This is a genomic window from Paraburkholderia sejongensis (assembly GCF_020880815.1).
Lineage (GTDB): Bacteria > Pseudomonadota > Gammaproteobacteria > Burkholderiales > Burkholderiaceae > Paraburkholderia > Paraburkholderia sejongensis.
This window is the reverse complement of record NZ_JAJITD010000010.1, coordinates 15,175-40,190: the sequence shown is the minus strand read 5'-3', so window position 1 is coordinate 40,190 and position 25,016 is coordinate 15,175. Positions and strand designations below refer to the sequence as shown.

The 25,016-nt window shown below is 68.0% G+C and carries 19 protein-coding genes; 11 read left to right on the top strand and 8 right to left on the bottom strand.

Annotation, left to right across the window (positions count from 1 at the left end; translation table 11 throughout):
* Positions 1–74: 74 nt before the first annotated feature.
* A complete protein-coding gene (locus LJ656_RS20100) occupies positions 75–632 on the top strand; it encodes an RBBP9/YdeN family alpha/beta hydrolase (protein WP_230511132.1) in 558 nt (185 codons plus the stop codon).
* Positions 633–716: 84 nt separating this feature from the next.
* Here the strand turns inward: LJ656_RS20100 and LJ656_RS20095 are convergent, their stop codons facing one another.
* Positions 717–1,937, bottom strand: a complete 1,221-nt coding sequence (locus LJ656_RS20095) for a CaiB/BaiF CoA transferase family protein (protein ID WP_230511131.1) — start codon at positions 1,935–1,937, stop codon at positions 717–719.
* Positions 1,938–2,251: 314 nt separating this feature from the next.
* On the opposite strand from LJ656_RS20095, the gene alaS reads away from it, so the two are divergent.
* On the top strand, positions 2,252–4,876 hold the full coding sequence (gene alaS, locus LJ656_RS20090) for an alanine--tRNA ligase (RefSeq protein ID WP_230511130.1): 2,625 nt from the start codon (positions 2,252–2,254) through the stop codon (positions 4,874–4,876).
* A 222-nt stretch (positions 4,877–5,098) separates the two neighbouring features.
* On the opposite strand, the gene LJ656_RS20085 is transcribed toward alaS, so the two are convergent.
* Positions 5,099–6,010: a LysR family transcriptional regulator gene (locus LJ656_RS20085; protein WP_230511129.1), complete on the bottom strand. Its 912-nt coding sequence runs from the start codon at positions 6,008–6,010 to the stop codon at positions 5,099–5,101.
* A gap of 101 nt (positions 6,011–6,111) precedes the next feature.
* Between LJ656_RS20085 and LJ656_RS20080 the strand changes: the two genes are divergently transcribed.
* From LJ656_RS20080 to LJ656_RS20040, 9 genes are all read left to right on the top strand, one after another.
* Positions 6,112–7,512: a YbfB/YjiJ family MFS transporter gene (locus LJ656_RS20080; protein WP_230511128.1), complete on the top strand. Its 1,401-nt coding sequence runs from the start codon at positions 6,112–6,114 to the stop codon at positions 7,510–7,512.
* Between the two features lie 386 nt (positions 7,513–7,898).
* On the top strand, positions 7,899–8,429 hold the full coding sequence (locus LJ656_RS20075; protein ID WP_230511127.1) for an NUDIX domain-containing protein: 531 nt from the start codon (positions 7,899–7,901) through the stop codon (positions 8,427–8,429).
* A gap of 61 nt (positions 8,430–8,490) precedes the next feature.
* Complete coding sequence (locus tag LJ656_RS20070; RefSeq protein ID WP_230511126.1) at positions 8,491–9,639, top strand: iron-containing alcohol dehydrogenase; 1,149 nt, start codon at positions 8,491–8,493, stop codon at positions 9,637–9,639.
* A gap of 123 nt (positions 9,640–9,762) precedes the next feature.
* Positions 9,763–10,230, top strand: a complete 468-nt coding sequence (locus LJ656_RS20065; protein ID WP_230511125.1) for an acyl-CoA thioesterase — start codon at positions 9,763–9,765, stop codon at positions 10,228–10,230.
* A 73-nt stretch (positions 10,231–10,303) separates the two neighbouring features.
* The gene (locus LJ656_RS20060) at positions 10,304–11,242 is read left to right on the top strand and encodes a branched-chain amino acid ABC transporter permease (RefSeq protein WP_230511124.1); all 939 of its coding nucleotides are present in this window, start codon (positions 10,304–10,306) and stop codon (positions 11,240–11,242) included.
* A complete protein-coding gene (locus LJ656_RS20055) occupies positions 11,235–12,689 on the top strand; it encodes a branched-chain amino acid ABC transporter permease (protein WP_425605968.1) in 1,455 nt (484 codons plus the stop codon). Before LJ656_RS20060 ends, LJ656_RS20055 begins: the two co-directional genes overlap by 8 nt.
* Positions 12,686–13,486 carry an ABC transporter ATP-binding protein gene (locus LJ656_RS20050; RefSeq protein WP_230511123.1) on the top strand — a complete coding sequence of 267 codons (801 nt, stop codon included), beginning with the start codon at positions 12,686–12,688 and terminating at the stop codon, positions 13,484–13,486. Before LJ656_RS20055 ends, LJ656_RS20050 begins: the two co-directional genes overlap by 4 nt.
* On the top strand, positions 13,483–14,208 hold the full coding sequence (locus tag LJ656_RS20045; protein ID WP_230511122.1) for an ABC transporter ATP-binding protein: 726 nt from the start codon (positions 13,483–13,485) through the stop codon (positions 14,206–14,208). The genes LJ656_RS20050 and LJ656_RS20045 overlap by 4 nt, the downstream gene beginning before the upstream one ends.
* 594 nt (positions 14,209–14,802) lie before the next feature.
* The gene (locus tag LJ656_RS20040; RefSeq protein ID WP_425605967.1) at positions 14,803–17,085 is read left to right on the top strand and encodes a hypothetical protein; all 2,283 of its coding nucleotides are present in this window, start codon (positions 14,803–14,805) and stop codon (positions 17,083–17,085) included.
* Between the two features lie 21 nt (positions 17,086–17,106).
* Here LJ656_RS20040 and iolB read toward each other — a convergent pair whose 3' ends face one another.
* The 6 genes from iolB to LJ656_RS20010 form a co-directional block, all read right to left on the bottom strand.
* Positions 17,107–17,907, bottom strand: a complete 801-nt coding sequence (gene iolB, locus LJ656_RS20035; protein ID WP_230511121.1) for a 5-deoxy-glucuronate isomerase — start codon at positions 17,905–17,907, stop codon at positions 17,107–17,109.
* The gene (gene iolE / locus LJ656_RS20030) at positions 17,904–18,812 is read right to left on the bottom strand and encodes a myo-inosose-2 dehydratase (RefSeq protein WP_230511120.1); all 909 of its coding nucleotides are present in this window, start codon (positions 18,810–18,812) and stop codon (positions 17,904–17,906) included. Before iolE ends, iolB begins: the two co-directional genes overlap by 4 nt.
* 10 nt (positions 18,813–18,822) lie before the next feature.
* The gene (gene iolD, locus LJ656_RS20025; RefSeq protein WP_230511119.1) at positions 18,823–20,832 is read right to left on the bottom strand and encodes a 3D-(3,5/4)-trihydroxycyclohexane-1,2-dione acylhydrolase (decyclizing); all 2,010 of its coding nucleotides are present in this window, start codon (positions 20,830–20,832) and stop codon (positions 18,823–18,825) included.
* The gene (locus tag LJ656_RS20020; RefSeq protein WP_230511118.1) at positions 20,829–22,895 is read right to left on the bottom strand and encodes a bifunctional 5-dehydro-2-deoxygluconokinase/5-dehydro-2-deoxyphosphogluconate aldolase; all 2,067 of its coding nucleotides are present in this window, start codon (positions 22,893–22,895) and stop codon (positions 20,829–20,831) included. The genes iolD and LJ656_RS20020 overlap by 4 nt, the downstream gene beginning before the upstream one ends.
* 66 nt (positions 22,896–22,961) lie before the next feature.
* Positions 22,962–23,780: an ATP-binding cassette domain-containing protein gene (locus LJ656_RS20015; protein WP_230511117.1), complete on the bottom strand. Its 819-nt coding sequence runs from the start codon at positions 23,778–23,780 to the stop codon at positions 22,962–22,964.
* Positions 23,781–23,805: 25 nt separating this feature from the next.
* Positions 23,806–24,981 carry an ABC transporter permease gene (locus LJ656_RS20010; protein ID WP_230511116.1) on the bottom strand — a complete coding sequence of 392 codons (1,176 nt, stop codon included), beginning with the start codon at positions 24,979–24,981 and terminating at the stop codon, positions 23,806–23,808.
* Positions 24,982–25,016 lie beyond the last annotated feature (35 nt).

Sequence of the window (25,016 nt, the reverse complement as noted above, 5' to 3'; positions counted from 1 at the left end):
GACTGATACGGTAGAACAGCAGACGCGACGCACTCGCGCAAGCAAACGCAACACCAATCGAATCCGGGGAACCGATGAGCACATTACAACCGACCACACTCGTACTGCCCGGCTATCTGAACTCCGGCGCCGGCCATTGGCAAACCCGCTGGGAGGCGCTGGATCCGGGCCTCGTCCGGGTGCAGATGCCGGACTGGGAGCACCCGTCGCGCGATGCATGGTGCCGCGCGCTCGACGCCGCGCTGGCCGCCGCCGATGCGCCGGTGCGGTTCGCCGCGCACAGCCTCGGCTGCCTGACCGCCGCGTTCTGGGCTACCGGATACGCGAGCGCGGCGCAGCTCGCGAAAGTGGCCGGCGCGCTGCTGGTCGCGCTTCCCGATCCGGCCGAAGCGCATTTCCCACGCGCTGCGAGCGGCTTCGCGCCGGTGCCGCTCGCGCGTCTGCCGTTCCCGACGATCGTGGTCGCGAGCAGCGACGATCCGTACGGCGGCCAGGCGTTTTCGCGCAACTGCGCGCACGCGTGGGGCAGCCGCTGGATCGACCTGGGCGCGCGTGGCCATATCAACGCCGACAGCGGCCTCGGCGACTGGGAAGAAGGGCGGAGCTGGCTGGCTTCGCTGGGACCGCGGTGAGAGCGGTGAAAGCGGTGCAGGGCGGGGCGCCGGCCTGGTCCACTCTGCTGCACTCTGCTGTCAAGCCGCCGGCTTCACGTCCCGTCAGATCACCGACTTCCCCCGCAACCCCGCGATCTTCTGCGCGTCATACCCGAGCACCTCGTGCAGCACGTGCTCGGTGTGCTCGCCGAGCAGCGGCGGGTGACTGAGCGCCTGCGGCGGCGTGCCGGTCATATTGATCGGATTGCGCACCAGCTTGACCGTGCCGCCCGACGGATGCGGCAGATCCACCTGCATGCCGCGCGCGACCACCTGCTCGTTCTCGAACACCTCGTTCAGATCGTTGATCGGCCCGCACGGCACGCCGGCCGCCTCTAACGCGGCGATCCATTGCTGCTTGCCCCGCAGCCGCACCATCTCCGCGAGGATCGGCACGAGGATGTCGCGGTTGCGCACGCGCGCCGGGTTGGTCGCGAAACGGTCGTCGTCGGCGAGCTCCGGCCGGCCGCCCACATCGACGAACTTGCGGAACTGGCCGTCGTTGCCGACCGCGACGATGATCCAGCCGTCGCTGGTCTGGAAGGTCTGGTACGGCACGATGTTCGGATGCGCGTTGCCCCAGCGCACCGGCGGCTGGCCGCTTGCCAGATAGTTCGTGTTCATGTTGGCGAGCATCGCGACCTGCACGTCGAGCAGCGCCATGTCGATGTATTGACCTTCTCCGGTGCGGTCGCGATGCGTGAGCGCGGTCAGGACCGCGATCGTCGAGTACATGCCGGTCATCAGATCGGCGATCGCGACGCCGGCTTTCTGCGGCCCGCCGCCCGGCTGACCGTCGCGTTCGCCGGTAATGCTCATGAAGCCGCCGATCCCCTGCACGATGAAGTCATAGCCCGCGCGCGACGCATACGGTCCGGTCTGCCCGAAGCCGGTCACCGAGCAGTAGATCAGATCCGGCTTCACCTGCTTCAGCGATTCATAGTCGAGCCCATACTTCTTCAACTGGCCGACCTTGTAATTCTCGAGCACCACGTCGCTTTGCGCGGCGAGTTCGCGAACGATCTGCTGTCCCTCGGGCGACGCGATGTCCACGGTGACCGAGCGCTTGTTGCGGTTCGCCGCGAGGTAGTAGGCGGCTTCACGCGTGTCGGTGCCTGCCGGCGTGCGCAGATACGGCGGCCCCCAGTGGCGGGTGTCGTCGCCGAGTTCGGGGCGTTCGATCTTGATCACGTCGGCGCCGAAATCGGCGAGCGTCTGCGCGCACCACGGGCCGGCGAGCACGCGGGTGAGGTCGAGTACGCGGATGTGACTGAGGGCTCCCATATTCCTGACTGTCTCCTGATGGATGCGCACGGCGCGCGAGCGGCAGCGCCTCGTGTCTAGTGAGATTTCCGTGCTGGCCATCTTAAGCGATTCCCACGGCCGGGCGCAGTCGGACGAACGTCATAACCCCGCGCGCAGCCGCCGGGCGCGTGCGTGCCGCTGCGGCCACGGGCGCGGCCTGGCCGCGTGGCCAGCACCGCCGCGCGCGCGTGCCGATCCCGTATAATCAGTCGTTTAAAGAAACAGACAGTTGGCGCCTCGCACAGACCGCCATTCTCAGTCAGGAACCCCGTCAGGACCGTCCCCCGCCCGCTATGAAAGCCGCTGAAATCCGCGAGAAATTCCTCAAGTTCTTCGAATCGAAGGGCCACACGATCGTCCGTTCGTCGAGCCTCGTGCCCGGCAACGACCCGACGCTGCTCTTCACCAATTCGGGGATGGTGCAGTTCAAAGATGTGTTCCTCGGCGCGGAATCGCGTCCGTATTCGCGCGCCACGACCGCACAGCGCAGCGTGCGCGCCGGCGGCAAGCACAACGACCTCGAAAACGTCGGCTACACCGCGCGTCACCACACGTTCTTCGAGATGCTCGGCAACTTCTCGTTCGGCGACTACTTCAAGCGCGACGCGATTCACTACTGCTGGGAATTGCTGACCACGGTCTACAAGCTGCCGGCGGAAAAGCTCACGGTCACCGTCTACCAGGAAGACGACGAAGCGTTCGACATCTGGGCGAAGGAAATCGGCGTGCCGGTCGAGCGCATCATCCGCATCGGCGACAACAAGGGCGCGCGCTACGCATCGGACAACTTCTGGCAGATGGCCGACACCGGCCCGTGCGGCCCGTGCTCGGAAGTGTTCTACGACCACGGTCCGGAAATCTGGGGCGGCCCGCCGGGATCGCCGGAAGAAGACGGCGACCGCTTCATCGAGATCTGGAATCTCGTGTTCATGCAGTTCAATCGCGACGCCCAGGGCAACATGACGCCGCTGCCCAAGCAGTGCGTCGATACCGGCATGGGTCTGGAGCGTCTGGCCGCCGTGCTGCAGCACGTGCACAGCAACTACGAGATCGACCTGTTCCAGGCGCTGATTCAGGCCGCGGCCCGCGAAACCGGCGTGAGCGACCTCACCAACAACTCGCTGAAGGTGATCGCTGACCACATCCGCGCATGCTCGTTCCTGATCGTCGACGGCGTGATTCCGGGCAACGAAGGCCGCGGCTACGTGCTGCGCCGGATCGTGCGCCGTGCGATCCGCCACGGCTACAAGCTCGGCAAGAAGGGCGCGTTCTTCCACAAGCTGGTCGCCGACCTCGTCGCGCAGATGGGCGCCGCGTATCCGGAACTGGCGCAAGCCGAACAGCGCGTGACCGACGTGCTGCGTCAGGAAGAAGAGCGCTTCTTCGAGACGATCGAGCACGGCATGTCGATTCTCGACGCCGCGCTGGCCGAACTCGATGCGAAGGGCGGCAAGACGCTCGACGGCGAACTCGCGTTCAAGCTGCACGACACCTACGGCTTCCCGCTGGACCTGACCGCCGACGTCTGTCGTGAGCGCGAAGTGACGGTCGACGAACCCGCGTTCGACGAAGCGATGGCACGCCAGCGCGAACAGGCGCGCGCGGCGGGCAAGTTCAAGATGGCGCAGGGCCTCGAATACTCGGGCGCGAAGACCACCTTCCACGGTTACGAGGAAATCGTCTTCGACGACGCGAAGGTCGTCGCGCTGTACGTGGACGGCGCGTCGGTGCAGCAGGCGAGCGCCGGCCAGCAGGCGGTGGTCGTGCTCGACCACACGCCGTTCTACGCGGAATCGGGCGGCCAGGTCGGCGACCAGGGCGTGCTCGCGAACGCGAGCACGCGCTTCGCGGTGGCCGACACGCTGAAGGTTCAAGCCGACGTGGTCGGCCACCACGGCACGCTCGAACAGGGCACGTTGAAGGTCGGCGACGTCGTGAAGGCGGAAATCGATGCGGTGCGCCGCGCCCGCACGGCCCGCAACCACTCGGCCACCCACCTGATGCACAAGGCGCTGCGTGAAGTGCTCGGTGCGCACGTGCAGCAGAAGGGCTCGCTGGTCGACGCAGACAAGACCCGGTTCGACTTCGCGCACAACGCGCCGATGACCGACGAGCAGATCCGCCGCGTCGAGGAAATCGTCAACGCCGAAGTGCTCGCGAACGCGCCCGGCATCGTGCGCGTGATGTCCTATGACGACGCGGTGAAGGGCGGCGCGATGGCGCTATTCGGCGAAAAGTACGGCGACGAAGTGCGCGTGCTCGACCTCGGCTTCTCGCGCGAGCTGTGCGGCGGCACGCACGTGAGCCGCTCGGGCGACATCGGTTTGTTCAAGATCGTGATGGAAGGCGGCGTCGCGGCGGGGATCCGCCGCGTCGAAGCGATCACCGGCGACAACGCGGTGCGCTACGTGCAGGAACTGGAAGCGCGCGTGAACGCGGCCGCGGCGGTACTGAAGGCGCAGCCGTCGGAACTGACGCAGCGCATCGGTCAGGTGCAGGACCAGGTCAAGGCGCTCGAGAAAGAACTGGGCGCGCTGAAGTCGAAGCTGGCGTCGAGCCAGGGCGACGAGCTGGCCGGCCAGGCGATCGAAGTCGGCGGCGTGCACGTGCTGGCGGCGACGCTCGAAGGCGCGGACGTGAAGACGCTGCGCGAAACGGTCGACAAGCTGAAGGACAAGCTCAAGAGCGCGGCGATCGTGCTGGCGGCGGTCGATGGCGGCAAGGTCAGCCTGATCGCCGGTGTGACCGCCGACGCGAGCAAGAAGGTCAAGGCGGGCGAGCTGGTGAACTTCGTCGCGCAGCAGGTCGGCGGCAAGGGCGGCGGCCGTCCGGACATGGCGCAGGCTGGCGGTACCGAGCCGGCTAACCTGCCGACGGCGCTGGCAGGCGTGAAGGCATGGGTTGAAGGGCAGCTTTGATGTGATGTGGAAACCGGCTCGAGTCCGACTCGAGCCGGGGCCGAATCCGGCGTGAGCCGGGTTTGACCAGAAGGCAGAAGGGGCCACGTGGCGCGCCGGGAGGATCGGCGCACTACGTGGCCCCTTTGTTCTTTGCGGCGGGAGGGGCGCTGCGCGGCGCAAACTCGCTGCCGTTGCCGTTGCCGTTGCCGCTGCCGCTGCCGCTGCCGCTGCCGCCCCGGCCTACGCTGCGCTCTCCGCGGTCCCCACTGTCTGTCCTGTCGCCTGCTGCGACTCCACCAGCGTGCGCCGCAGCGCATTGAGCGCCGACGAAAAATGTCCGCGGCGCCACACCAGCAGCGTATCGACCGGGTCGATATCGGGCAGCGCATGCACCGCGATATTGCTCGTGTCGGCCTGCAGATCGAGCACCGAGCGCGGCGCGACCGCGACGCCGGCGCCGGCCGCCACGCACGCGACGATCGCGTGATACGAACCGAGCTCCAGCACCCGCGCGGGCCGCACGCCGTGCTCCAGATACCACTTCTCGATATACGACCGGTACGCGCAGCCGCGCTCGAACGCGACCAACGTGGATAGCGCGATATCGCCGACCTGATGAATCGGCCGATGCCCGCGCGGCGTCAGCATCACCAGCTCCTCGCGAAACACCGGCACGCTCTCGAACAACTCGCCGAGCGCGGCCGGATCGAGCGGCGTCGCGACCAGCGCGGCATCGACCTCGAACTCGCGGACCCGCTCGATCAGTTTGCCGGTGGTGCCGGTCTCCAGTTCCAGCGCGACTGCCGGCCATTGCTGGTGGTATTGCGCGAGCAGAGCGGGCAGACGCGTGGCCGCGACGCTTTCCATCGTGCCGAGCCGCAGACGCCCGTTCGGCCGGTCCTCGCGTACCGCGTGGCGCGCCTCGTCGGCGAGCGCGAGCAGCCGTTCCGCGTAGGGCAGCAGCGTCTCGCCGGCCGGCGTCAGCACGAGGCGGCGGCCGTCGCGGATAAACAGCTCGGTGCCGAGCTGCTCCTCGAGCTGCTTGATCCGCGTCGTCACGTTCGATTGCACGCGATTGAGCTTGGCGGCGGCGCGCGTCACGCCGTTTTCCCGCACGACGGCGCGAAAAATGATCAGGGCGGCCAGATCCATCGTTCTCTCCGGGCGATGATTGATATCCGAATTATTCATTTTTCGTGATCGAAAGGTCAAGCTAATATGGATCAATCGATTTACCGCTTCGGCTCCCGGACATGAACGACCTCGCTTCCCGCGCCTACGGGCGCTTTCATGAACCTCACGCGGCCCGCCGCGCGGCGCTCGCCTGTATGGTGACGCTCGCGGTCGCGCTCGGCATCGGACGCTTCGCGTTCACGCCGCTGCTGCCGTTGATGCTGCACGGCGGCGCGGCAGGGCAGCCGCTGCTCGACATTCAGCACGGCGGCTGGCTCGCGTCGGCCAATTACGCGGGCTATTTCGTCGGCGCGGTCACCTGCGCGGCGCTGCGCGTGTCGCCCGGCCGGATGGTGCGGCTCGGGCTGGCGGCCACCGTGCTGTTGACGCTCGCGATGGGGCTCGCCGGTCCGTTCTGGTTCTGGGCGCTGGTGCGCTTCGTCGCCGGCGCGGTCAGCGCGTGGACCTTCGTGTTTGCGTCGCAGTGGGGCTTGCGGCGGCTTGCCGAACTCGGCGCGCACGCGTGGAGCGGGGTGATTTACACGGGGCCGGGCGTGGGGATCGTCGGTACCGGATTGCTGGTCAGCGTCGCCGGCGGCTATGGCGCGACCGCCGGGTGGATCGGTTTTGGGGTGATCGGCTCGGTGTTGTCGGCGCTGGTATGGCCGGTGTTTGCCGACGGCGCGCGCGCGGGCTCGGGGTCGGGCCGCATGGCGCGTGCACGGGCCGCTTCGGCCGCGGACGCGAAACCGGACGGTGCCGCTCGCGCCGCTACCGCTGCGAATGCCGCGGGCAATGAGCGCGCCGCTGAGCCCGGCAACCGGATCGGTAACCGGATCGGCAACGAGTCGGGCGGCCAGTCCGTCGCACCAACCAGCGCACCTTCCTCCGCTCATCGCGCCGACGCGTTCTGGCTGATCCTGCTGTACGGCATCCCCGGCTTCGGCTACATCATCACCGCGACGTTCCTGCCGGTCATCGCGCGACATGCGCTGCCGGGCTCGGCGTGGCCCGATCTGTTCTGGCCGATGTTCGGCGCGGCGCTGATCGTCGGCGCATTGCTCGGCGCGCGGCTGCCGGCGCACTGGGACAACCGCGTGCTGCTGGCCGGCTGCTACGTGCTGCAGGCGATCGGGATCGCGCTCGGCATCGTCTGGCCGACGGCCGGCGGTTTTTCGCTCGGCAGCATCCTGATCGGTTTGCCGTTCACCGCGATCACGCTGTTTGCGATGCGCGAGGCGCGGCGCTTGCGCGGCGACGACGCGGCCGGTTTGATGGGCTACGCGACGGCCGCCTATGGGATCGGGCAGATCGCCGGGCCGCTGGTCGCCGCGCCGATCGCCGCGCACGCCGGCACGTTTTCGCCGGCGCTGTGGCTGGCGGCCGGCGCGCTGATCGCGGGGGCGGTGGGGCTTGTCGCTGTGGCACGTGTGCCGCGCGAGCGTAAGCACAACCGCATGCCGGACTGCGGTTGCAACTAACCGCCGGGCTGATCGGCTGCGCTCCACCGCTCGCCGGCAACCCCCACACTGTCGCCAGCCCCGCCAATACCCAACCTCCCCAGGACCTATTTGCGCACGCCCGCACTAAAATGATCGCTTTCGGTCATCCCAATGCGCCTGTCGCCGGGCGCAGCGCGCCAGCATGCGATCCTTCGCGTCCGACCACTACGCCGGCCTGCGCCTAGCAGCGGGCGACGCGCCAAGCGGTGCCGGCCACAAGCGGCACAATGGCCGCAAGGGCCACAAGGGCCTCGATCCCCACGATCACCCCCAGCCGCCCCAAGGCTGCGAATAAAATCACCAGCACGCCGCGCCGCGCGCACCAGCGCCACCAAAAACACGAGCCCAGGAGACGCCCCCTCGCCATGACCGAGTACCGATTCTGCCCCCGCTGCGCGAACCCGCTGACCGAGCGCGCGGACCCCGCGCACGAGGGCGGCCGCGTGCGTCAGAGCTGTCCCGACCTCGAATGCGGTTACGTCCATTGGGACAATCCGTTGCCGGTCGTCGCGGCGATCGTCGAGTACGAGGGCAAGGTGCTGCTCGCGCGCAACGCGGCGTGGCCGGAGGGGATGTTCGCGCTGATCACCGGCTTCCTCGAAAACGGCGAGACGCCGGAGCAGGGCATCGCGCGCGAGGTGTTCGAAGAGACTTCGCTGCACGCCGGGTCGGTCGAACTGATCGGCGTCTACGAATTCATCCGCAAGAACGAACTGATCATCGCGTATCACGTGAAGGCGCACGGGACCATCGCGCTGTCGCCGGAACTGCTCGAATACCGGCTGGTCGAGCCGGCCAGATTGCGGCCCTGGCGCGCGGGCACCGGCCCGGCGCTCGGCGAGTGGATGCGGCGACGCGGTTTGCCGTTCGAGTTCGTCGAACGGCCGGGACAATGAGGTTATCGATCTTCATCTCAATCGGCGGTCAATGAGCGCACGCTCAGGGAGAAGCAACGGCATGGCTTTCATCTACTACCTCACCCATATTCATCTGGGCTACGAAGCATTGGCGCAACTGTCGTCCGAGTGCGCGCGCGTCGGCATCAAACGGCCGCTCGTGATCAGCGACAAAGGCGTCGTCGCGGCCGGCCTCGTGCGGCGCACGCTCGATGAACTGAAGCTCGGCGACGTGCCGGTCTTCGACGACACGCCGTCGAACCCGACCGAAGCGATGGTGCTCGCGGCCGCCGACGTCTATCGCAACGAACGGTGCGACGGGCTGATCGCGGTCGGCGGCGGTTCGTCGATCGATCTGGCCAAGGGCGTCGCGATCGCGGCCACCCATCCGGGGCCGCTCACGCAGTACGCGACGATCGAAGGCGGCAGCGGCAAGATCACCGACGCGGTCGCGCCGTTGATCGCGATTCCGACCACCGCCGGCACCGGCAGCGAAGTCGCGCGCGGCGCGATCGTGATCCTGAACGACGGCCGCAAGCTGGGCTTTCATTCGTGGCATCTGTTGCCGAAGTCGGCGCTGTGCGATCCGGGCCTGACGCTCGGCCTGCCGCCGGGGCTGACCGCGGCCACCGGGATGGACGCGATCGCGCACTGCATCGAGACATTCCTCGCGCCCGCGTTCAATCCGCCCGCCGACGGCATCGCGCTCGACGGCCTCGAACGCGCGTGGGCCAGCATCGAGCGCGCGTGCGCGGACGGCGCCGATCGCGACGCGCGCCTGAACATGATGAGCGCGTCGCTGCAGGGCGCGATGGCGTTCCAGAAGGGCCTCGGCTGCGTGCATTCGCTGTCGCATCCGCTCGGCGGGCTGAAGGTGAATGGCCGCACGTCGCTGCATCACGGCACGCTGAACGCGGTCGTGCTGCCGGCCGTGCTGCGCTTTAACGAAAGCGCGCCGGGCGTGGTGGCCGAGCGCCGCTATGCGCGGATGCGTCGCGTGATGGGGCTGCCGGAACAGGCGGACCTCGCCCAGGCGGTGTTCGACATGACCGCGCGGCTCGGTCTGCCGACCGGTCTCGCGCAGATGGGCGTCGATGCGAGCATGTTCGACAAGGTCGTGCAGGGCGCGCTTCTCGACCATTGCCATCGCACCAATCCGCGCGAGGCGAGCGCAGACGACTACCGGCGCATGCTGACCGAGTCGCTGTGACGGCTCACGTGGCTTGATTACGCTGAGGCAGGGGGGCGTTGAGTCCCCCGAACGCCATCCCGATCCCGAATCCGCCCGCGGCTTGCCGCACCCTGGTGACAACAACAATACCTGGCACACCCGATGAATAAACCCGCTCCGGCGCCGCGCGCCGCGTACGCGCACTTTCTGCCGATCACCACGCGCTGGATGGACAACGACGTCTACGGTCACGTGAACAACGTCGTCTACTACAGCTACTTCGACACCGTCGTGAACGAGTATCTGATCCGCGCCGGCGTGCTCGACTTCGAGCACGGCACGACGATCGGTCTCGTGGTCGAGACGCAGTGCAATTACTTCGCGCCGCTGGTGTTTCCCGAGCGCATCGACGCCGGCTTGCGGGTCGTGCGGCTCGGCACCTCGAGCGTGCGCTACGAGGTCGGCCTGTTCCGGGAGGGCGACGCGCAGCCCGCCGCGCAGGGGCATTTCGTGCATGTGTACGTCGATCGCGCGACGCGCCGGCCGGTCGATCTGCCGGCCGAACTGCGCGCGGCGCTCGCACCGTTGCAGACCGCCGGTTCGTACAAATCCAGCAGGATTCCAGATTAAATCCGACTCATTCCCGACTCATTCCCGACTCATTCCCGACTAATTCCCGACTAATTCCCGACGGATCGCGCGCGTGCAGTCGTTCATCATTACCTTGCTCAACGGCCTCAGTTACGGGTTGTTGCTATTCATGCTGTCGGCCGGGCTGACGCTGATTTTCAGCATGCTCGGCGTGCTCAACTTCGCGCATGCGAGCTTCTACATGCTCGGCGCGTACGTCGGTTATTCGGTGGCGGCGCGCGCTGGCTTCTGGAGCGCGCTGCTGGCGACGCCGCTCGTCGTCGGTCTGGCCGGCGCGGCGCTCGAACGCTGGTTGTTGCGGCGCGTGCGCGGCCACGGTCATTTGCCGGAGTTGTTGCTGACGTTCGGCGCCGCGTATCTGCTCGGCGAGCTGGTCAAGCTCGGCTGGGGGCTCGGGCCGCTGTCCGCGCGCATTCCCGCCGTGCTCGACGGGCCGTTGTTCTCGCTGTACGGCGCGGTGTTCAGCCGTTATCGCGCGTTCATGATGGCGGTGTCGCTGGCGATGCTCGTAACGCTCGCCTCGGTGTTGCGCGTATCGAAGACCGGTTTGATCGTGCGCGCCGCGTTGACGCATCCGCAGGCGGTCGAGGCGCTCGGCCACAACGTGCCGCGCGTGTTCACCGGCGTGTTCGCGGCCGGCACCGCGCTCGCCGCGCTGGCCGGCGTAATCGGCGCGCCGCTGTTCGTGATCGAACCGGCGATGGCCGACTCGCTCGGCTCGATCGTGTTCGTGGTCGTCGTGATCGGCGGACTTGGCTCGCTGAGCGGGGCGCTCGCGGCGTCGCTGCTGGTCGGCTGCGTACAGACGCTGGCGGTGACGAGCGATGTGTCGCTGGGCGACGTGCTGTGGTTCGCCGGCGCGCCGCTGCCGCCCGCCTGGGACGCGCTGACGCTCGCGCAACTCGCGCCGCTGCTGCCGTATCTGCTGCTGGTCGCGGTGCTGGTGATGCGCCCGCGCGGCTTGTTCGGACGACGGGACGATCATGCGTAACGGGGCCGTGCTGCCGCGCCGGACCGCCCGCATGCTCGCGCCGTGGTTCGCGCTCGCCGCTTTTCTCGCGCTGCCGCCGTTTCTATGGCCGCAAAGCTGGCTGCTCGCGTACCTCGCGCAGAGCGCGACGATGATCGTATTCGCGCTGTCCTACAACCTGCTGCTCGGCGCGACCGGGTTACTGTCGTTCGGGCATGCCGTGTATGCGGGGCTCGGCGCGCTGATCGCCGCGCGCGTGTTTAACGCGAGCGCGATGCCACTGGTGCTGCTGCCGCTCGTCGGCGGTCTGGGCGGCGCGTTGTGCGGCGTGCTGTTCGGCTTTATCGCGACGCGCCGTGCCGGCACCGCGTTCGCGATGATCACGCTCGGCCTGGGCGAACTCGTGGTCGCGGCCGCATGGACCCTGCCGGGCTGGTTCGGCGGCGACGCGGGTGTCGCGATCGATCGCGCGAGCGGTCCGCTTCTGGCCGGCTGGAGCTTCGGCCCGGCGCGCGAGGCTTATGCGCTGATCGCGCTGTGGTGCGGGCTCGCCGGCGTCGCGATGTTCGCGTTGTCGCGCACGCCGCTCGTGCGGCTCGCGAACGCGGTGCGCGACAACCCGGTGCGCGCGGCGGCGCTCGGCTGTTATCCGGGCCGGGTCCGCTACGTGATGGTCGTGCTGTCGGCGTTTTTTGCGGGCGTCGCGGGCACGCTCGGGCTGATCAATCTCGAACTGGTATCGACCGAAAGCGTCGGGATGATGCGCTCGGGCGCGGTGCTGATCGCGACCGTGATCGGCGGCAGCCCGGCATTCTTCGGGCCGGTCGCCGGCGCGATCGTGTTGACCTTTTTCAGCGTAGTCGTCGCGAGCGTCACGCGGGCGTGGCTGTTTTATCTCGGACTGCTGTTCGTCGTGGTCGTGGTCGCGGCGCCGGACGGGCTTGCCGGTTTCTGTGCGCGGCACGCGGCGCGAATTCGCTCGCATGGCTGGCGACGTTGCCGGGTCGCATATCTGTGGAGCGCCGCGGCACTGCTGTTGTGGCTCGCGGTGATCGTGCCGGGCGTGCAGTGGGCGTACGCGGCCCAGTTCGGCGCCGATGAGGGGACTGCGTTTAGCGCGTGGGTGGGGGCGGGCGGCGGTGCGGGTGTTGGCGAGGAGGCTGATGCGGGCGTCGGCGCGAGTTCGAGCTCTGGTGTTCGCGTTGGAGCGCTGCTGTCCAACCCGAGCGCGGCGCAGTTGCGTGTCGCGCTGCTGCTGGGCGTGGTGGCCGGGTTAGCTGCGCTGGCCACACGTCGCGCGGGCCGCGCTCACGCAAGCCTTGCTCGCCACGCGAACGCCGCAGCGTCAGCGGCCGGCGCGGACACGGTCGTTTTGACTGCGACGGCCCACGCCGCTGAACAAGCCGAGGGAGCCAACCCAGCCAACCCAGCCGACAGAATCGACAGAACCGACGGAGCCCCCCAATGATCCCGGCCCTCGCGCTCTACGGCATCGAAAAGCGTTTCGGCCCGACGCCGATCCTGCGCGGCGTCGATCTGGAGATCGAACCGGGCGAGCGCCACGCGCTGATCGGCCCGAACGGCGCGGGCAAGTCGACGCTGTTCAACCTGATCGCGGGCGGCGCGCGGCCGAGCGCGGGGCGCATCCATCTGTTCGGCGCGGACATCACGCGGCTGGCGCCGGCCGCGATCGCGCGCCGCGGCCTCGCGCGCAGCTTCCAGAGCACCAGCGTGTTCGCGCGGCTGTCGGTGTTCGACAACCTGCGTTGCGCCGCGCAACTGGCCGAGCGCGACCGCACGCGCTGGTGGCAGCGGCTGACCGGCTCCGCGGCAATCGACGCGCGCGCGGCCGAGGTACTCGATGCGGTTGGCCTGGGCGCGCGTCGCGATGCGCTCGCCGGCACGCTGAGCTACGCGGAGCAACGCGCGCTCGATCTCGGCATCGCGCTCGCGGGCGGCGCGCATACGCTGCTGCTCGACGAGCCGACCGCCGGCATGAACCGCGCGGAAGCGGCGCGCGCGATCGAGCTGATCCGCGCGACCACCGCGGGCCGCACGCTGCTGATGGTCGAGCACGACATGGACGCGGTGTTCGCGCTGGCCGATCGCATTTCGGTGCTGGTGCAGGGGCGCATCATCGCGAGCGGGACGCCGGCGGCGATTCGCGCGGACGCGGCGGTGCGGGCCGCGTATCTCGGCGAACCGACCGACCAGCGCGCGGGTACGCGCAGCGGCGACGGAACCCATCGGAGTGCCAACCGATGAGCGCGCTGCTCGAGATCCGCCACCTGAACGCGTGGTACGGCGCGAGCCAGGCGCTGCACGGCGTCACCCTGAGCATCGCGCCCGGCGAAGTGGTCGCGCTGGTCGGCCGCAACGGCTCGGGCCCCTCGACGCTTGCGCGCGCGGTGATGGGGCTCGTGCGCTGCGAAGGCGAGTTGCGCTTCGCGGGCCGCTCGCTCGCCGATCTGCGCACCTTCGAAATCGCGCGGCTCGGGCTCGGTTATGTCGCCGAACATCGCGACGTATTCGCGGCGCTGAGCGTGCACGAGAATCTGCTGCTCGGGCTCGCGCCGGCCGGCGCGGCGCGCGCTCGCGGCCGCGCGCCGCGCTTCACGCTCGACGATGCATACGCGCTGTTTCCGGTACTCGCGCAGCGTAAGCGCACCCGCGCGGGCGTGCTGTCCGGCGGCGAGCAGCAGATGCTGGCGCTCTCGCGCGCGCTGCTCGGCGACCCCGATCTGCTGCTGATCGACGAGCCCGGCGAAGGGCTCGCGAGCCTCGTGATGCAGCAGGTCGCCGGCGCTCTGCGGCTACTGCGTGAACGCGGCGTCGCGATGCTGCTGATCGAGCAACGTCTCGTGATCGCACAGGAAATCGCCAGCCGCGTGGCGGTGATGGGACACGGCGAGATCGTGTTCGACGGTGCGCTCGAAGCGTTTCTGGAGCGTGCCGATGTGATGCACGAGTGGCTCGGCGTCGGCTGAGGGGGGCGGGCATTTAGGTGCATCAGGTGCATCAGGTGCGCTGCCGCAGGCGTGCCCGGAAACGTTTCGTGACCCTGATCATTTGCCGTGCGCGAGGCTGGCACGCGCCGCGCGCTCCACTAGTCCGTTTTGTTCGCGTTTGAACGGGTGCCTGCGCAAGGCCGCTGAGGTCCAGCACATGCGCGTTTGCGCGAATTGAACCGTGCGATTCAAACGCTTGATTGTTTGGTGAGCGTCCTCCAGAAATGTTGTCGGCAGTGCGCGGACAAAAAAAGACAATCGGGTGCATAGCGCGCAACGGCGGCGTGGGGTTTCAGGCTCGCGACTTGCCTGAACGATCGTCCCGCTTCGCGCGACAAACCCGGCCGCGAATCGCGCGCACGAAGACGCGTCGTGGCCTCAGGAGGGGACACGATGAAGCAGCAGGCGGCGTTGGATCACAGGTGCGTCGGCGCGCGGTTTGCGCGAGCGCGGCGCACACAACGGCTGGGGCGTTCGCGCTGCGGCGCGGGTGTCGTGCTGCTGGCGGCCGCGCTATTGATGTCCGCTTGCGCGGACGCCAGTTCGACTTCGGGCGACGTATCCGAGAGATACATGGCTCGCGCGAGCGCTGCGAATAGTCAGGATAGCCAGCTAATTTCCAGCGCTGCGCCTACGGCGCACAATGGCGCGGACAGCGCGAAGAGCAACGCGGCCAACAACGCGGCCAACAACGCGGCCAACAACGCCACCCCCGCGTCAGCAACGCTACCTACCATCGAACGCGACAAAGCCCGTCAGATCGACGCCGAACGACGCTTCGCCGCGCGCGTGCCATCGGCCGGCGGATTGAGCGCAACCCGCAGCCGCGCGTTGACGCTGCGCGATTGCGGCATCGACGGCTCGCTGATGTTCGCGCGCGACGTCGACTTTCGCGTGACCGGCGAGATCGGCTTCATGATCCACGACATGGCCGCGACGCTGAGCCCGACCCGCGCCGGCCAGCCGGTCGTATTCGACGACCCGACCAGCACGACGATTCACGTGCATCGCGGCCACGTGACGCTCGACAGCGCGAAGCTCAGCGCGATCTTCAATCGCTATCTGTTCCAGTATCAGGGCTCGCCGCTGCGCAATATGCGGGTGGTCCCGCAGGACGGCGGCACGTTGCGGATCACCGGCGACATGCGTCGCGACACGTGGGTGCCGATCGTACTGAGCGGTTCGCTGTCGATGCGTAATCCTGAGCAACTGGTGTTCCATGCGGACCACGTCGAAGTGGCCGGCGTCGGCGCGGACACGCTGATGCGGGCCGCGCACGTGCGGATGGCCGATCTGCTGAAGGTCGATACGCCGATCGCGCGGCTCGACGGCGACGACGTCGTGATGCAGGTGGCCAAACTGACGCCGCCGCCCACGCTCAGCATGACGATCACGCGGATCGACACGAGCGCCGCCGGCGTGCGTTTCACGCTCGACGACGGCAGCCTGCCGAAGCTCGACTGGCCCGCGACGATGCCCGCGCGCGGTCTGCTGGTACAGGGGGGCGACGTGAAGTTCATGCGCTCGATGCCGATGAACATCGACATGGCAATCGTGCCGCTGACAGAGGCGGGCACGAACCCAGCGGCCAATGCCAGCGACAACGCCAACGCCAACGCCAACGCCGACGCCGACGCCGACGCGCCGTTCGTGCTCGACCTGTACCACTACCGCGAGCAGATGGCAGCCGGCTATCTGAGCTTCGACGAAACGGGCGCGCTCGATGTCCAGCTGCCGTCGTACCCGGCACTCGCGAGCACGGCAAAGGCTTCGCAAACTGGCAGCGCCGGCGGCATCGGCAGCGCGAGCGCGCGCTACAACGACAGCCTGCTGCGCGCGCAGCAGGCGTCGCTCGCGCAGGCCCGCACTGTGTGGCAATACGTGCCGCGGAATCCGCGCATGGCGTCGGCGCCGCGCGCGACTCCGGTCGGCACGCGCGCGGCGTTCGCGGGCCGCAGCTTCGCGATCCCCGGTTCCGCACTCGCCGCGAAGCCGAACGACGAACGTCATTCGCAGGCCCCCGCACCACTAATTCACGTACAGAACGTCGACTTCTACGTGGCCGGCCGGATCGGCTTTCACGTGCGTTCGCTCGACGCGCAAATGGTGCCGAAAAAGCCGGGTGAGCCGGTCGACTTCGACGACCCGAATCAGTACGACATCCATATCATCGGCGGCGAAGTGGTCGAGCAGTGGCCGGCGATGGCCGCGCTATTCAATGACTATCTGCTCGACTACCAGCCGCGTTCGCTGAACGATCTGCAGCTCAAACCCGCCGACGGCCAGCTCGAAGTGAGCGGCGGCATCAAGCTGTGGAATCACTTTCCGGGCGTGTGGCTGCCGACCACGCTGAGCGGCACGCTCGTCGCGCAGGACGAACGCCATCTGGTGTATCGGCCGACACAAGTCAAGGTGCTCGGCGTGCCGCAAGCGGGCCTGCTGCGCGCGCTCGATATTCCGCTCGCGTCGTTGACGCCGTTCGCGCGCCAGGGTGTCGAATTGAAGGGCAACGAGCTGGTGTTCGATCAGTACACGGTGTTTCCGCCGCCGCGGCTGGTGTCGCGGCTGGCGAGCGCGACCGTCACCGACGAAGGTCTGGTGCTGAAATTCAAACACAGCGGCACGGCGGTCGCGAGGCCGCCGGCGGGCGCAGGCAACAGCTACGTGTGGATCGAAGCCGGCGACGTGAAGATGTTCAATTCGCTGGTGACGAATACGCGCACCTATATCGAGGACAGCTCGACCGCGGGGTCGATGAAATTCGATCTGTACGGCTATCGACGCGCCGTGTCGAAGGGGACGGTGCGCATGGGCGAGGACGGCACGCTCAGTGTCGATCTGGCGGCGCGCAAGTAGCGGAGCGCGGCCGCCATTTAATCAAGCATCCTTATTGATGATCCACTCGTGCGCCGGGTCGTTGTTGAAATGCCAGACCCGCTGGCTGCCCGCCATCACGTTCAGATAGTACGAGTCGTAGCCGTACGGCACGATCACCGGGTGATAGCCGCGCGGCACCATCACCACGTCGTGATCCTCGACCGCCATCGACTCGTCGATATCGCGCGAATCGGTATAGACGCGCTGGAACGCGAAACCTTGCGGCGGATCGAGCCGGTGGTAATAGGTTTCTTCGAGCGAACTCTCGTGCGGGATGTTGTCGGTGTCGTGCTTGTGCGGCGGGTAGCTCGACGCATGGCCGCCGGGCGTTTTCACTTCGACCACCAGCAGCGATTCCGCCGGCTCGGTCTGCGGAAGAATATCGCAGACGTAGCGCGTATTGAGCGACTTGCCGCGCGTCGAACGCTTCATCGACGCGGGCTCGATCAGCCGCGCCGGATACTCGCCTTTAGCCGGCGCGCTGGCCACGCCGAGTTCGGCGGCGCGGTTCGCCCGCACCGTCGCGCGTACGTTCGGCGGCAGATAAACCGCATACGGCGCCGCGTCCTCGAACACGCTGTCGCGCGAACCGAGCGAGCGCCATGTCTGATTCGGCGTTTCGACATCGACCGCGCCGCTCAACACGACGATGCACACTTCGCGTTCCGGCTCGAACACATACACGACTTCGTTCGGCTCGAGCCGGTAAGCGGCGAATCCCACGTAACGCCAGCACGCCGACTGCGGCGTCACGCGCGCGATCGTCTGGCCCTCGCGCTGTGCCTTGACCAACAAGCTCATGCTGCCTCCTTGCCGAGCGGCGCGTCGACCAGCGCCCGCAACGTGTTGTAGCCCTTCTGCGCATACGCGAACGACGGCGCGACCACCGGGTCCTGTTCCGCCTCGACGACCAGCCAGCCGCAATAACCATGCCGCTTGAGCCGCTCGATGATGGCCGGGAAATTCACCGCGCCGTCGCCCGGCACCGTGAACGCGCCGGCGATCACCGCGTCGAGAAAACTCCAGTTGCGATTGCGCGCGAGTTTCGTGACCGCGGGCCGCACGTCCTTGCAATGCACATGACAGACGCGCGCGATGTGCTTATCGAGCACCGCGAGCGGATCGCCGCCCGCGAACGTGATGTGCCCGGCATCGAACAGCAGACCGACCGCGTCGCCGGTGCGGGCCATCAGCTGATCGACGTCGGCCGGCGTTTCGACGTACGCGCCCATGTGATGGTGATAGCCGAGCCGCACGCCGCGCGACAGCGTATAGCGCGCGAATTCGTCGACCCGCGCCGCGTACGCGGCCCATTGCGCGTCGCTGAAAAGACGCGGCCGTTGATAGAGCGGGCGCGGCGCGCCCTGGATCGAATGGGCGACCTCGCCGTACACCATCACGGTCGCGCCGTTGCGCGCGAGCAGTTCGAGGTGCGGGCCGACCGCGGCGATTTCATCCGCGACGCTGCGGATGGCCAGTTGTCCCGAATACCAGCCCGACACCAGCGCGAGATCGTAGCGCGCGAGCAGCGCCTTTAACGCCTGCGGCTCGCGCGGAAACTTGTTGCCGAGCTCGAAGCCCTGATAGCCGATCTGCCGGCCCTCGGACAACGCGACTTCGAGCGGCGTCTCGCCGCCGAGCGACGGCAGGTCGTCGTTCATCCACGACAGCGGATTGATGCCGATGCGTACGTCGAAAGCGCTCATTCGGGTGTCCTCAATCGTGCGGGCCGGGTTTCGCGGCGGGCGCGGGCGCGGGCGCGGGTGCGTGTGCGGGTGCATGTGCAGTTGCGGGCGCTTCACCGCGCGCGGCCAGTTGCGCGTCGTATTGCGCGCGCGCCGCGCGGACGGCCTCGCGCGACGATACTTCGGGCACCGCGACTTCCCACCACCAGCCGCCGTCGTCGGTGCTGCGAGCCGGGTCGGTGTCGATACTGATCACGTAAGTGTGCGTCGCCGCGCGCGCCCGTTGCAGCGCCGCTTCCAGTTCCGCGAGATTGCGCGCGTGCTCGGCCTGCGCGCCGAGCGCGCGCGCATGCGCGGCGAAGTCGACGCGCGGCACGCCTTCGGGTCCGTGCGCGCAGTCGTCGAGCAGGTTGTTGAACGGCGCGCCGCCGCAAGCCTGTTGCAGTCGATTGATGCAGCCGAAGCCGCGATTGTCGAGCACCACGACGATCAGCTTCAGACCGAGCATCACTGAACTCGCGATCTCGCTGTTCATCATCAGATAGCTGCCGTCGCCGAGCAGCACGATCACCTCGCGCTCGGGCCGCGCGAGCTTCACGCCGAGGCCGCCGGCGATCTCGTAGCCCATGCACGAGTAGCCGTATTCGACGTGGTACGCGCCGGGCCGGCCCGCGCGCCACAGCTTGTGCAGATCGGCGGGCAGCGTGCCGGCCGCGCAGACGACGATGTCGTCGGTCGCGGAGTGCGGCGCCGAGCGCTGCACCGCGCCGATCACGTCTCCCTCGTACGGCAGCACCGCGTCGCGCTGCGGCGCATGGGTGAGGGTGCCGACCGTGTCGCGCCAGCCGGCGGCGAGCTTGTGCGCGCGCGCGGTCCACGCGCGCTCCGTGTGCCAGCCTTGCAGCGGCCCGCTGAGCGCGGCAAGCGCGAGCCGCGCATCGGCTTGAACGACGAAGCCGCGATGCTTGAGCGCGTCGAAGCCGTTCGCGTTGATCGCGATCACGTCCGCCTGCGTGAACAGCGTGTTCGAGCCGGTCGTGAAGTCCTGCAAACGCGTGCCGATTGCGAGCACGCAGTCGGCGTCGTGCGCGAGCGCGTTCGCGGCCGGCGAGCCGGTCACGCCGAGCGCGCCCGCGTTCAGCGGATCGTTCCACGCGAGCGAGCTTTTGCCGGCCTGGGTCTCCGCGACCGGCACGCCGTGCGCGGCGGCGAAGCGCTGCAAGGCGTCGGCCGCGCGGCTGTACAGCACGCCGCCGCCGGCGACGATCAGCGGCCGCTTCGCGGCCGCCAGGCGCGCGCACGCGGCGTCGATATCGTCGACGCGCGGCGCCGGTGCATACGGGCGCACGACGCGCGGCGCAAAGAAGTCGGCGGGAAAATCCCACGCCTGCGCCTGCACGTCCTGCGGCAACGCGAGCGTGACCGGGCCGCACAACGCGGCGTCGGTGAGCACGCGGATTGCGCGCGGCAATGCGCTGAGCAGTTGCGCCGGATGCACGATGCGGTCGAAGTAACGCGACAGCGGTTTGAACGCATCGTTGGCCGACACGCCGCCGTCGCCGAAATCTTCGAGCTGCTGCAACACCGGGTCCGGCGCGCGCGACACGAAGATATCGCCGGGCAACAGCAGCACCGGCAACCGGTTCACGTGCGCGAGCGCGGCGGCGGTCAGCAGATTGGTCGCGCCGGGACCGATCGACGTGGTGACCGCCATCATCCGGCGCCGGAAATGCGCTTTCGCAAATGCGATCGCGCTGTGCGCCATCGCCTGCTCGTTGTGCGCGCGCAGCGTCGGCAGCGCGTCGCGATGCTGGTACAACGCCTCGCCGAGTCCGGCGACGTTGCCGTGACCGAAGATCGCGAACACGCCGCCGAACAGCGGCTCGACGCTGCTGCCGTCTTCGGTCGCGACGCGTTGCGCGGCCAGATAGCGAACCAGCGCCTGGGCCGTCGTCAGACGGACGGTGGCGCCCGCGCCGGCGGGCGTCGCGGTTGTGCCGCTCGCGGCCGTGGCGTCGTCATGCAAGCTGCGCTCGTTCATGCGGGCTGCTCCTCGTGAGCGTTAGGCGGTGTGCGTTGCCCGGCAGGCTCGCCGCGCGCGGAGCGCCATGCGGCGATCAGCGTTTCGAACGTGCGGCGCACGCGTTTGATCAGTTCGGCGTCGTCGATCTCGCCGGCCAGCCACGCATGCCCGGGTTCATGAAAAATCGTGCGGCCGACCGTGAAGCCGCGGCACGTCGTCGAGCGCGCGGCCGCGCGAAAACCGTCGCTCAATTGCTCGACGCCCGCCGACAAGCCGAGCAGCACGACGCCGCGGCAATACGGATCGCGCGCGGCGATCAGCGCGTCGATCGCCTGCCATTGCGCGGCGTCCATCGGTTCGAGCTTCCACCATTCGGGGTAGATGCCCAGGTTGTACAGCCGCTTGAGCGCGCGATACACGATGTTCGGCCCTTGCGGCAGCGACGCATGCTTGGGCGCAATCACTTCGAGCAGCAGTTCGTGGCCGCTCGCCTGGGTCGCGTCGTACAGCGCGCGCAACTGCGCTTCCTGTTCGAGACGCTGCTCGATCGGCTCATCCGGATGAAACTGCACGAGGCATTTCACGACATGTTCGCGCGGCCACGCGATCAGCGTGGTGCCGATCGAGCGCCCGTGATCGAACACCAGCGGCACCGAATGGGGCAACTCGACCGGGCGGCCGATCCACCAGCCGCGGCCGGTCGCGGCGTTCAGCGCATCCTGACCGTAACGGTCGTCGATCAGCACGCCGATGCGTCCTTGCAGTGCCAACGCGCTCTCGGTTTGCGCGACGGCTTCGACGAATAGTCCCTTCAGCCGCGCGATGCGCGCTTCGTCGGCGCCGGTCTGCTGCGCGAGTTCGAAGAATGGATTGCGATGATCGAACGCGAAGCCGAGCACTTCGGGCCACGGCTTGCGCGCCGGCGACACCCGATGCAGCCGCGCGAGCTTCGCGTCGCGATCGGGGCGGCGCATCCGTTGCGGATCGGCTTGCGCTTCGTGCAGGAAGTAAGCGAGTTCGGCCGGCGTCGGCATCGCCGGCGCGCAGCCGTGGCGCGATACGACCAGCGCGCCGCTCGCGTTCGCCGCGCGGGCGCACGCATCGAGCGGTTGATCGCGCAGCCAGCCGGACAGAAAACCGGACGCGAACGCGTCGCCGGCGCCGAGCACGTTCAGCACCTCGACTTCGACGCCGCCTTGCAGCGGCAGCGCGTCGAGCGACGCGGGCAGCGCGCCGTCGATGATCTGGCAGCCGAGCGGGCCGCGCTTCAATACGAGCGTGGCCGGCGTCACCGCGCGCACCGCCGCGAGCGCGTCGGGCAATTCGCTTTGGCCGCCGGCAATGCGGAACTCCTCCTCGGTGCCGATCACCAGATCGAACAGCGGCAAAATCCGCTGCAAATGCGCGCTCACGCCCTCGCTGGCGATAAAACGCGTCTCGCCGTCGGCCTTGCCGGTGAGACCCCACAGCACCGGCCGGTAGTCGATGTCGAGCACGGTGCGCACGTCGTTGCGGCGCGCGTAATCGAGCGCGCGGCGGCTGGCACGGTTCACCTGTTCGGTCGAGAAGTGGGTGCCGGTTATCAGCAGCGCCTTCGACGACGCGATGAACGCCTCGTCGAAATCCGCTGGATCGATCGCCATGTCCGCGCAATTCTCGCGGTAGAAAATCAGCGGGAACGTGTCGCGGTCTTTCAGGCCCAGCAGCACGAGCGCGGTCAGCCGCTCGCGATCGGTCCGCACGTGGCTCACGTCGCAGCCTTCGTTCGCGAGCGTCTCCGTCAGAAAACGGCCCATATGATCGTCGCCGACGCGCGCGAGCATCGCCGCGTTCAGGCCGAGCCGCGCGCAGCCGAACGCGATGTTCGCCGACGAGCCGCCCAGATACTTCGCGAAGCTCGTGACGTCCTCGAGCCGCGCGCCGACCTGCTGCGCGTACAGATCGACCGCGAGACGGCCCAGGCAGATGACGTCGCGGGTGCGGCCCGGTGCGAACCGGCGGGCCGCGGCGGCATTTGAAGCGCCGCAGGTGTCGCCGGGGGGGCCGTTATAGGTGCCGCTGGCGCTGCTGGAATGATCCATGAATAGTCCTGAATAGCGAGGCGCGGCGGCGGTCACGGTAAAGCCCGCCCGAGCCGCGCGAATCGATCAGATCGTTGCCCCTTCGAGTTCGCCGATCATCTTCTGCATCTCGGCGCCGCCGGCCATCATGTCGAGCACTTCGTCCTTGCTGATCGTCTCCTTGGTGAAGGTGCCGAGCGAACGGCCGCGATTGAGCAGCGTGAACGAATCGCCGATCGGATACGCGTGGTGCACGTTATGCGTGATGAAGATCACCGAGATGCCTTTTGCGCGCGCCTTGTGAATCAGCTTCAGCACGTTGAAGCTCTGCTTGACGCCGAGCGCGGCGGTCGGCTCGTCGAGGATCAGCACCCGCGCGCCGAAGTGGATCGCGCGCGCGATCGCCAGGCACTGCCGTTCGCCGCCCGACATCGTGCCGATCGGCTGATGCGGATCGCGCACGTTGATGCCCATTTCGGCGAGCTTGTCGCGCGCGGTGCTCGCGCAGGTGTCGAGGTCCATCACGCTCAGGAAGCCGAACAGTTTTTTCTGTGGCTCGCGGCCCATGAAGAAATTGCGCGCGACCGACAGGAGCGGCACCAGCGCGAGATCCTGGTAGACGGTCGCGATGCCGAGATCGAGCGCGTCTTTCGGCGACGCGAAGCGCACCGGCTTGCCGTCGACCCGGTAGGTGCCGGCGCTCGGCTGGTAGACGCCCGCGAGGGTTTTGATCAGCGTCGACTTGCCGGCGCCGTTGTCGCCGAGCAGGCAATGCACTTCGCCGCGTCTGAGGCGCAGCGTGATGTCGTTCAGCGCGATGATGTTGCCGAAATAGCGGCTGACGTTTTCGAGCGCGAGGATAGGGTCGTCCGCGTTCGCTTCCGGGGGGCTGATCGGAGGGCTCATTGGCGTGTTCATCGTGAACGTCCTCCTAACGCGCCGCGGCGACGCGGCCGCGCACATAGTGGTTGAACAGCACCGCGAACAGCAGCATCACGCCGAGGAACACGCGGAACCAGTCGGAGTCGACGTTGGTGTAGGTGATGCCGATCTGCACGACGCCGAAGATCAGCGCGCCGAAGCACGCGCCGACCACCGAGCCGTAACCGCCGGTGAGCAGCGTGCCGCCGATCACCGCCGCGATGATCGCTTCGAATTCGGCCTGCAAACCGCGGTCGGCCGCGGCCGAGCCGATATCGCACACCTGCAGTACCGCGTATAGCGACGAACAGAACGCGGTCAGCACGAACAGCGAAATCTTCACGCGCCGCACCGGCACGCCGACGTTCTTGGCCGCGTTCGCGTCGCCGCCGACCGCGAAGATCCAGTTGCCGAAGCGCGTTTTGGCCAGCGTGAACGCACAGACCACCGCGAGCGCGAGCCACCACAGCAACACCTTCGGAATCCCCGGCACCAGCGGATTGCCGTTCTCGAGCATCTTCACGAGGCCCAGATGTCCGAGCCAGACGAACAGGCCGCGAAACGCGACGCCCTGAAAGAACGTATGCGCGAACCAGTCCTCGCGCGCGACGTCGCCGACTCCGGAGATGATCGTGCGATCGGCGAATCTCACCGACAGCGCCAGCGTCAGGCCGCGCAGGATGAACAGGAACGCGAGCGTGACGATGAACGACGGCAGCCGCGTACGCATCACGAGGTAGCCGTTCAGCGCGCCGAGCAGCATCGAACCGACGAATGCAAAGATGATCGCGAGCCAGATTGGCCAGTGGAAATACATGGTCGGCAGCGCGACCATCATCCCGGCGAAGCCGATCATCGAACCGATCGACAGATCGAACTCGCCGGCGATCATCAGCATGCACGCGCCGACCGCGATCAGCCCGAGATAGGCGGCGACCTGCGACCAGTTCATGATGCCGTCGAGGTTGAACATCCCCGAGTTGCCGGCCGCCACGCCGAACACGATGAACACCATCACGGTGCCGGCCAGCGCCGCGAATTCCGGGCGGCCGAGCAGATGGCGGAACCACGATTCGCGGCGGACGCGTTCGTCCGCCGTCACGGCGGCCGCTGTCTGCGACGCCGCATCCTGCGGATCGGGCGGCGGCTTGCGGTGGTGGGGATGGAACAGATCGGCGACACCCATTGAAACTCTCCTTCAGACGGCGGCGGACGGCGGAT

Coding starts and splice junctions, on each gene's coding strand:
- LJ656_RS20100 (WP_230511132.1), top strand. CDS start 75: ATGAGCACATTACAACCGACCACACTCGTACTGCCCGGCTATCTGAAC.
- LJ656_RS20095 (WP_230511131.1), bottom strand. CDS start 1,937: ATGGGAGCCCTCAGTCACATCCGCGTACTCGACCTCACCCGCGTGCTC.
- alaS (WP_230511130.1), top strand. CDS start 2,252: ATGAAAGCCGCTGAAATCCGCGAGAAATTCCTCAAGTTCTTCGAATCG.
- LJ656_RS20085 (WP_230511129.1), bottom strand. CDS start 6,010: ATGGATCTGGCCGCCCTGATCATTTTTCGCGCCGTCGTGCGGGAAAAC.
- LJ656_RS20080 (WP_230511128.1), top strand. CDS start 6,112: ATGAACGACCTCGCTTCCCGCGCCTACGGGCGCTTTCATGAACCTCAC.
- LJ656_RS20075 (WP_230511127.1), top strand. CDS start 7,899: ATGACCGAGTACCGATTCTGCCCCCGCTGCGCGAACCCGCTGACCGAG.
- LJ656_RS20070 (WP_230511126.1), top strand. CDS start 8,491: ATGGCTTTCATCTACTACCTCACCCATATTCATCTGGGCTACGAAGCA.
- LJ656_RS20065 (WP_230511125.1), top strand. CDS start 9,763: ATGAATAAACCCGCTCCGGCGCCGCGCGCCGCGTACGCGCACTTTCTG.
- LJ656_RS20055 (WP_425605968.1), top strand. CDS start 11,235: ATGCGTAACGGGGCCGTGCTGCCGCGCCGGACCGCCCGCATGCTCGCG.
- LJ656_RS20050 (WP_230511123.1), top strand. CDS start 12,686: ATGATCCCGGCCCTCGCGCTCTACGGCATCGAAAAGCGTTTCGGCCCG.
- LJ656_RS20045 (WP_230511122.1), top strand. CDS start 13,483: ATGAGCGCGCTGCTCGAGATCCGCCACCTGAACGCGTGGTACGGCGCG.
- LJ656_RS20040 (WP_425605967.1), top strand. CDS start 14,803: ATGGCTCGCGCGAGCGCTGCGAATAGTCAGGATAGCCAGCTAATTTCC.
- iolB (WP_230511121.1), bottom strand. CDS start 17,907: ATGAGCTTGTTGGTCAAGGCACAGCGCGAGGGCCAGACGATCGCGCGC.
- iolE (WP_230511120.1), bottom strand. CDS start 18,812: ATGAGCGCTTTCGACGTACGCATCGGCATCAATCCGCTGTCGTGGATG.
- iolD (WP_230511119.1), bottom strand. CDS start 20,832: ATGAACGAGCGCAGCTTGCATGACGACGCCACGGCCGCGAGCGGCACA.
- LJ656_RS20020 (WP_230511118.1), bottom strand. CDS start 22,895: ATGGATCATTCCAGCAGCGCCAGCGGCACCTATAACGGCCCCCCCGGC.
- LJ656_RS20015 (WP_230511117.1), bottom strand. CDS start 23,780: ATGAGCCCTCCGATCAGCCCCCCGGAAGCGAACGCGGACGACCCTATC.
- LJ656_RS20010 (WP_230511116.1), bottom strand. CDS start 24,981: ATGGGTGTCGCCGATCTGTTCCATCCCCACCACCGCAAGCCGCCGCCC.